At 43.3% G+C, this 8,043-nt stretch carries 5 protein-coding genes; all 5 read left to right on the forward strand.

All coding sequences use genetic code 11. The features are described from left to right. Positions 1 to 33: 33 nt before the first annotated feature. The gene (gene rpoC / locus H5058_RS06350; RefSeq protein WP_182677336.1) at positions 34 to 4,206 is read left to right on the forward strand and encodes a DNA-directed RNA polymerase subunit beta'; all 4,173 of its coding nucleotides are present in this window, start codon (positions 34 to 36) and stop codon (positions 4,204 to 4,206) included. Positions 4,207 to 4,398: 192 nt separating this feature from the next. Further along, positions 4,399 to 4,773, forward strand: a complete 375-nt coding sequence (rpsL, locus tag H5058_RS06355) for a 30S ribosomal protein S12 (protein ID WP_008165517.1) — start codon at positions 4,399 to 4,401, stop codon at positions 4,771 to 4,773. A gap of 98 nt (positions 4,774 to 4,871) precedes the next feature. Further along, entirely contained in the window at positions 4,872 to 5,342 is a 471-nt protein-coding gene (gene rpsG / locus H5058_RS06360) for a 30S ribosomal protein S7 (protein ID WP_011326942.1), read from the forward strand. A gap of 27 nt (positions 5,343 to 5,369) precedes the next feature. Further along, positions 5,370 to 7,484 carry an elongation factor G gene (gene fusA, locus H5058_RS06365; RefSeq protein WP_182677338.1) on the forward strand — a complete coding sequence of 705 codons (2,115 nt, stop codon included), beginning with the start codon at positions 5,370 to 5,372 and terminating at the stop codon, positions 7,482 to 7,484. A gap of 62 nt (positions 7,485 to 7,546) precedes the next feature. Continuing rightward, positions 7,547 to 8,043: GTP-binding protein (locus H5058_RS06370; RefSeq protein WP_182677340.1), on the forward strand; the 497-nt coding region annotated here is incomplete at its 3' end.

Consider the following 8,043-nt stretch of genomic DNA (forward strand, 5'->3'; position numbering starts at 1 on the left):
GTCCTCAAGATTAACTCCGACAGGAGAGCTAAGGTGAAAGACTTACTTAAGTTTCTGAAGCAACAAAATAAGACCGAAGAATTCGATGCAATTCGCATTGGTCTTGCTTCACCAGACATGGTTCGTTCGTGGTCATACGGTGAAGTAAAGAAACCTGAGACTATTAACTACCGTACTTTCAAGCCTGAGCGCGATGGCTTATTCTGTGCCCGTATTTTCGGCCCAGTGAAAGATTATGAATGCTTATGTGGTAAATATAAGCGTCTTAAACACCGCGGTGTGATCTGTGAGAAGTGTGGCGTTGAAGTTACACTCACTAAAGTGCGACGCGATCGTATGGGTCATATTGACCTTGCGAGCCCAGTTGCGCATATTTGGTTTTTAAAATCATTACCGTCACGTATCGGCTTAATGCTAGATATGACGCTTCGTGATATTGAACGTGTTCTTTACTTCGAATCATTCGTAGTAACTGAGCCTGGTATGACAACGCTTGAGCGTGGTCAGCTATTAGGTGAAGAAGAATACTTAGATGCACTTGAAGAGCATGGTGATGAATTTGAAGCTAAGATGGGTGCTGAAGCAGTTTTAGACTTGCTTCGTGAACTCGATCTTGCACAATTAATTGCTGAAATGCGTGAAGAGTTACCAACAATTAACTCTGAAACTAAGCGTAAAAAAATCACCAAACGTCTTAAGTTAATGGAATCGTTCCACCAATCAGGTAACAACCCTGAGTGGATGATCATGACAGTACTTCCAGTATTGCCACCTGATCTACGCCCATTAGTACCACTAGACGGTGGTCGTTTTGCGACGTCTGATCTAAATGACCTTTACCGTCGTGTTATTAACCGTAATAACCGTCTTAAGCGTCTATTAGATTTAGCAGCACCAGATATTATCGTACGCAACGAAAAACGTATGTTACAAGAAGCGGTAGATGCGCTACTTGATAACGGTCGTCGTGGTCGTGCAATTACAGGTTCTAACAAACGTCCTCTTAAATCTCTTGCCGATATGATCAAGGGTAAGCAAGGTCGTTTCCGTCAGAACTTACTTGGTAAGCGTGTGGATTATTCAGGCCGTTCTGTAATTACAGTGGGTCCTACACTTAAGCTTCACCAATGTGGTCTTCCTAAGAAGATGGCACTTGAGCTATTCAAACCATTTATCTATGGCAAATTAGAGCGTCGCGGCATGGCTACGACAATCAAAGCTGCGAAGAAGATGGTTGAACGTGAAATGCCGGAAGTATGGGATGTGCTTGACGAAGTAATTCGTGAACATCCAGTATTACTTAACCGTGCACCAACACTTCACCGTTTGGGTATCCAAGCGTTTGAACCTGTGCTTATCGAAGGTAAAGCGATTCATTTGCATCCATTAGTATGTGCGGCCTACAACGCCGATTTCGATGGTGACCAAATGGCGGTACACGTACCGCTAACAATTGAAGCGCAGCTTGAAGCTCGTGCCTTAATGATGTCTACAAACAACATTCTATCTCCTGCGAATGGTGAGCCAATCATCGTTCCTTCACAGGATGTTGTATTGGGTCTTTATTACATGACTCGTGACCGTATTAACGCTAAAGGCGAAGGCGCGATATTTAAAGATCCAAAAGAAGCAGAAAAAGCATACCGTAGTGGCAATGCAGACCTTCACGCAATTGTGAAAGTACGTATTAGTCAATCAGTTAAAAACGAAAACGGCGTAGTAGAAGATACTATCACTGTTATCGATACAACTGTTGGTCGTGCAATTCTGTCGCTAATTTTACCAAAAGGCATGCCGTATGAGTCAATCAATCAGCCGCTAGGTAAAAAGCAGATTTCTGGCTTAATTAATGAGTGTTACCGTCGTCTTGGTCTTAAAGACACAGTTATGTTTGCTGACCAAATTATGTACACCGGTTTCCATTATGCAATGAAGTCAGGTGTTTCAATCGGTATTGATGACTTAGTTATCCCACCGGTTAAAGCGCAGATCATTGAAGCAGCTGAAGCTGAAGTTACTGAAATCAACCAACAATTCCAATCAGGTCTTGTAACGGCTGGTGAAAAGTACAATAAAGTTATCGATATTTGGTCACGTGTAAATGAAAACTTATCACGTGAGATGATGTCTAACTTGTCGAAAGACACAGTTATTAATGCACAAGGTGAAGAAGTAGAGCAAGCGTCATTTAACTCAGTGTTTATGATGGCCGACTCAGGTGCTCGTGGTAGTGCTGCTCAGATCCGTCAGTTGGCGGGTATGCGTGGTCTAATGGCACGTCCAGATGGTTCAATCATCGAGACACCAATCACAGCTAACTTCCGTGAAGGTCTAAACGTACTTCAGTACTTCATCTCAACGCATGGTGCGCGTAAAGGTCTTGCCGATACAGCACTTAAAACAGCTAACTCTGGTTACCTAACGCGTCGTCTAGTAGACGTTGCACAAGATTTGGTAATCAATGAAGATGACTGTGGCACAGAAGATGGCTTAACAATGAAACCGCTTATTGAAGGTGGTGATGTTGTAGAAGCGCTTCGTGAACGTGTTCTAGGTCGTGTTGTTGCTGAAGATATTGTTATTCCAGGTACTAATACAGTACTTGTTGAACGTAACATTATGCTTGACGAAAAACTGTGTGACCTTTTAGAAGAGCATTCAGTAGATGAAGTTCGCGTACGTTCTGTTATCACGTGTGATAATGACTTTGGTGTTTGTGCTAACTGTTACGGTCGTGACCTAGCACGTGGCCATATCATCAACGCAGGTGAATCAGTAGGTGTTATCGCGGCACAATCAATTGGTGAGCCAGGTACACAGTTAACGATGCGTACATTCCACATCGGTGGTGCGGCATCTAGAGCGTCTGCTGAGAATAATGTACAAGTTAAAACTAACGGTACATTAAAGCTTCACAACGCTAAGTACGTATTAAATACAGACGGTAAGATTGCTATTATTTCGCGTTCTACGGAAATTACTATCATTGATAGTTATGGCCGTGAAAAAGAGCGTTATAAAGTACCTTACGGTGCAGTATTAACAGTACAAGACAATGCAGAAGTTCAAGGTAACGACATCGTTGCTACTTGGGACCCGCATAGTCACCCAATCGTACTTGAGCATAAGTCAAAAGTATCGTTCAGCGATATCGATGACTCGAATACTGAAACACAGACAGATGAACTAACCGGTTTAACCCGTATAGTTGTTAAAGATCTTTCTAAAGCGAATGCGAAAGAACCTAAGCTTATCATTGAAAGTGAAGAGCGCGGCTTACAAGAAACACGTCTTCCTTCATTCACTACGATTGAAGTAATTGACGGCACGACAGTAAACCCAGGTGACGTATTAGCACGTATTCCGCAAGAAGGTTCGAAAACTCGTGATATCACGGGTGGTCTACCACGCGTAGCCGATTTATTCGAAGCTCGTAAACCGAAAGAACCAGCTATTTTAGCTGAAGTTACCGGTACAATTAGCTTTGGTAAAGAGACTAAAGGTAAGAAGCGTTTAGTTATTACTCCAGATGAAGGTGATCATTACGAAGAGATGATCCCTAAATGGCGTCAACTTAACGTGTTTGAAGGTGAACGAGTGTCTAAAGGTGAAGTTATCGCCGATGGTCCAGAATCACCGCATGACATCTTACGCTTACGTGGTGTGACTCATGTTGCTAACTACATTGTTAACGAAGTGCAAGAGGTTTACCGTTTGCAAGGCGTTAAGATCAATGACAAGCACATTGAAACTATTATTCGTCAAATGTTACGTAAATGTACCATTATGCACGGTGGTGATACTGACTTCTTAGCCGGTGAGCAAATTGAAGTGGCACGCGTTAATATCGCAAACCGCGACCTTGAAGCTCAAGGTAAGATCCCAGCTAAGTTTGAAATCCAGTTAATGGGTATCACAAAAGCATCACTAGCAACAGAATCTTTCATCTCTGCAGCCTCTTTCCAAGAGACAACACGTGTTTTAACCGACGCAGCAGTGAATGGTAAGAGCGATGAGTTACGCGGTCTGAAAGAAAACGTAATAGTGGGTCGTTTGATCCCAGCCGGTACCGGCTTTTCGTATCATCAAGAACGTATGGCTCGCCGTAAGCAAAGAAATGTAGTAGAAGAGCAGACTGTAAGTGCAGAAGAGGCAACTCAAGCGCTAACTGATGCTTTAAATGCGGATTTATCTGGAAATCAATAAACTAAACCAAATCAATAGATTAGGTTTTCGCAAGGTAGATATCTTCTACCTTGCGAGCGGTTTAGGTTGACAGGTCAATCTTTGCTCATTAAAATTCCGCCACCCATTTACCTGTGCGTTTAAAACAAACTTGTAAAAACGGGCGGATTTTTTATTTTTTCAGTAGTAATTCTAATTTCAGGAGCTATTTAAATGGCAACTATTAACCAGCTAGTGCGTAAGCCACGCCGTAGCAAGGTTACGAAAAGTAACTCAGCTGCGCTTAAAGCGTGTCCGCAAAAGCGCGGTGTATGTACTCGCGTATATACAACTACACCTAAGAAACCAAACTCGGCGTTACGTAAAGTAGCTCGTGTACGTTTAACTAACGGTTTCGAAGTAACTTCATACATTGGTGGTGAAGGTCATAACCTTCAAGAGCACAGTGTAATCCTAATCCGTGGTGGTCGTGTTAAAGATTTACCAGGTGTGCGTTTTCACACCGTTCGTGGTGCACTTGACTGTGCAGGCGTTAGCGATCGTCGCCAAGCTCGTTCTAAATACGGTACTAAACGCCCTAAAGGCTAATAGTTCTCCGTTAGTAAGGCCAAGCACTAAATATTTTTAATTATTGTTTTGGGTTATTGACTCGATAAGAGCAAACCTGAATAAACCGGAGATACAAAATGCCTAGAAGACGCGTAATAGGTCAACGTAAAATTCTTCCAGATCCTAAGTTCGGATCGGAGCTTCTTGCGAAATTCGTAAACATCGTAATGTTAGATGGCAAGAAATCTACTGCTGAAAAAATCGTTTATGGTGCGCTAAATGTGGCTGCTGAGAAATCAGGCAAGTCGCACCTAGAAATCTTTGAAACGGCACTTGATAATATCCGCCCACAGGTAGAAGTTAAATCTCGCCGTGTTGGTGGTTCAACTTACCAAGTACCAGTTGAAGTACGTCCAGTTCGTCGTAACGCATTAGGTATGCGTTGGTTAGTAGACGCTGCTCGTAAGCGTGGCGAAAAATCTATGGGCTTACGTTTAGCTCAAGAAATCGTTGACGCTGCTGACAACAAAGGCACTGCGGTTAAGAAACGTGAAGACGTTCACCGTATGGCTGAAGCGAATAAAGCATTCGCTCATTACCGTTGGTAATCTGCCCTTAACCTTTAAGAGGATTTTATGGCACGTACAACTCCACTTGAGCGCTATCGTAATATCGGTATTTGTGCTCACGTAGATGCAGGCAAAACCACCACAACAGAACGTATTCTGTTTTACACGGGTCTTTCTCATAAGATCGGTGAAACGCATGATGGTGCTGCAACTATGGACTGGATGGAGCAGGAACAAGAGCGTGGTATCACAATCACTTCTGCTGCAACTACGTGTTTCTGGAAAGGGATGGACGCTCAATTTGACGCTCATCGTATCAATATTATTGATACTCCAGGACACGTTGATTTCACTATCGAAGTAGAGCGTTCTTTACGCGTATTAGATGGTGCGGTAGTTGTTCTTTGTGCTTCATCTGGTGTACAGCCGCAAACTGAGACAGTTTGGCGTCAAGCGAACAAATACGAAGTTCCAAGAATGATCTTCGTAAACAAAATGGATCGCACAGGCGCTGACTTCTTTGCAGTTGTTGACCAGGTGAAATCTCGTCTTGGAGCAACGCCTGTTCCAATTCAGTTGCCAATAGGCGCTGAAGACGGCTTTAAAGGTGTTATTGACCTAATCAAGATGAAAGCTATTAACTGGAACGAAGCGGACCAGGGAATGACTTTCACTTATGAGGCAATACCGGCAGAACTTCAGGAATTAGCCGATGAATGGCGCTCTCATTTAGTTGAAAGTGCTGCAGAAGCTACTGAAGAACTAATGGATAAATACTTAGAGGGTGAAGAGTTAAGTGAAGCCGAAATAAAAGAAGCTTTACGCCAACGTACATTAGCAAACGACATTGTTCCTATGACGTGTGGTAGCGCATTTAAAAACAAAGGTGTTCAAGCAGTGCTTGATTGCGTTGTTGAATACATGCCTGCTCCTACGCAAGTGAAACAAATTCAAGGTATCCTAGAAGATGGTACAGAAGAAGAGCGTCCTGCTGATGATAAAGCGCCGTTTGCTGCACTTGCATTTAAAATTGCAACGGACCCGTTTGTTGGCACCTTAACTTTTTTCCGTGTTTACTCTGGTACAGTTAAACAGGGTGACGCGGTATACAACCCAGTTAAAAGTAAGCGTGAGCGTCTTGGTCGTATCGTACAGATGCATTCAAACTCACGTGAAGAGATCAAAGAAGTCTTCGCAGGCGACATCGCGGCGGCTATTGGTCTCAAAGACGTAACAACAGGTGAAACACTGTGTGATCCGAAATCCATCATTACGCTTGAGCGTATGGAATTTCCTGAACCAGTAATCTCTGTTGCGGTTGAGCCTCGCACAATCGCTGACCAAGATAAGATGGGGATCGCGCTGGGTAAACTAGCGGCTGAAGATCCATCTTTTCGTGTACAAACCGACGAAGAATCGGGTCAGATTATAATATCTGGCATGGGTGAACTTCACCTCGATATCCTCGTCGAACGTATGAAACGTGAATTCAGTGTTGAATGTAACGTTGGTAAGCCGCAGGTTGCATACCGAGAAGCTATCCGTTCAACTGTTAAAGTTGAAGGTAAGTTTATACGTCAATCAGGTGGTCGTGGTCAATATGGTCACGTCTGGCTTAAACTTGAACCGATGGATATTACGGATGACGAAGCACCAATTTACGAGTTCGTTAACGAAACTGTAGGTGGTTCTATTCCCAAAGAATACGTCCCTGCGGTAGACAAAGGCATCCAAGAGCAAATGTCTCAAGGTGTGCTGGCAGGCTACCCATTACTTGGCGTTAAAGCGACTTTATATGATGGTTCATTCCATGATGTAGACTCGAATGAAATGGCATTTAAAATAGCAGGTTCATTGGCAATGAAGCAAGGCGCGCTGCAAGCGAGCCCGGTACTTTTAGAGCCAGTAATGAAGGTTGAAGTACTCACTCCTGAAGCAAACATGGGTGATGTAGTTGGTGACTTAAACCGTCGCCGCGGCATGATCGAAGGCATGGAAGATTCATTAGGTGGACTGAAGCAAATTAATGCACAGGTTCCCCTTTCTGAAATGTTTGGTTATGCTACTGCCTTACGATCTGCAACACAGGGTCGTGCTTCATACTCTATGGAGTTTTTGAAGTACGCCGAAGCATCGAAACATGTTGCAGAGACAATAATTTCAGCTCGCGCTGTAATATGATTTTTAGCTTGTTTAACTCAATAGTGAGTTAGACTTTAATTTCTTTATAGGAATTTTTTAAGATGGCAAAAGCAAAGTTTGAACGCGTAAAACCGCATGTAAACGTAGGTACAATCGGCCACGTTGACCACGGTAAAACTACACTAACTGCAGCAATCACTAACGTACTTGCAAAAGTATACGGCGGTGTTGCTAAAGATTTCGCATCAATCGATAACGCTCCAGAAGAGCGCGAACGTGGTATCACAATCTCAACTTCACACGTTGAGTACGATACGCCTACTCGTCACTACGCACACGTAGATTGTCCTGGTCACGCCGATTATGTTAAAAACATGATCACTGGTGCTGCTCAAATGGATGGCGCTATCTTAGTAGTTGCTGCGACTGATGGCCCTATGCCACAAACGCGTGAGCACATCCTACTTTCTCGTCAAGTTGGCGTTCCTTACATCATCGTGTTCATGAACAAATGTGACATGGTTGATGACGAAGAGCTACTTGAGCTAGTAGAAATGGAAGTTCGTGAACTTCTTTCAGAATACGATTTCCCAGGTGA

The sequence above is a fragment of the Pseudoalteromonas sp. SR45-4 genome, from assembly GCF_014163535.1.
Taxonomy (GTDB): Bacteria; Pseudomonadota; Gammaproteobacteria; order Enterobacterales; family Alteromonadaceae; genus Pseudoalteromonas; species Pseudoalteromonas nigrifaciens.